Consider the following 774-nt stretch of genomic DNA (forward strand, 5'->3'; position numbering starts at 1 on the left):
CCGGCGGATGGCGTGGCTGCTCGGCGAGAAGACCGGCGAGCGGGTCGGCTTCACCGTGCGCGGCGAGCGGGTCGTCGGCCGCGACACGGTGGTGGAGGTGGTGACGACCGGGGTGCTGCTCCAGCGGCTCCAGCGGGACCAGGAGCTGGCCGGTGTCGACGTGGTGATCCTCGACGAGTGCCATGAGCGGCATCTGGACGCGGACACCGTGGCCGCGTTCCTGCTGGACGTACGGGCGGCCCTGCGGCCGGAGTTGCGGCTGGTGGCGGCGTCGGCGACGACGGACGCGGCGGGCTGGGCGCGGCTGCTGGGCGACGCGCCGGTGGTGGAGGCGGCGGGGGTCTCGTATCCGGTGGAGGTGGTCTGGGCGCCGCCCGCGCGTCCCGTACGGGCGCCGCACGGGATGCGGGTGGATCCCGTACTCCTCACGCATGTGGCGTCGGTGGTCCGGCGGGCGCTGGCCGAGCGGGAGGGCGACGTGCTCTGTTTCCTGCCGGGGGTCGGCGAGATCGGCCGGGTGGCGGGGCAGTTGGGCGACGTGGGGGCCGAGGTGCTCCAGGTGCACGGGCGGGCGCCGGCCGCCGTGCAGGACGCGGTCCTGGCCGGGTCCGCCGGGTCGGGGCGGCGGCGGGTCGTCCTCGCGACGGCGGTGGCGGAGTCGAGCCTGACCGTGCCGGGGGTACGGGTCGTGGTGGACGCGGGCCTGGCGCGTGAGCCCCGTACCGACCACGCGCGCGGGCTCAGCGCCCTGACGACCGTACGGGTGTCGCAGGC

General features: G+C 76.7%; 1 protein-coding gene. It reads left to right on the plus strand.

All coding sequences use genetic code 11. The annotated features are described in order from the left end of the window. On the plus strand, positions 1-774 hold a 774-nt coding region (locus tag GT042_RS20185; RefSeq protein ID WP_272925736.1), incomplete at both ends, for a helicase-related protein.

This window comes from Streptomyces sp. SID3212 (assembly GCF_009865405.1).
Taxonomy (GTDB): Bacteria; Actinomycetota; Actinomycetes; order Streptomycetales; family Streptomycetaceae; genus Streptomyces.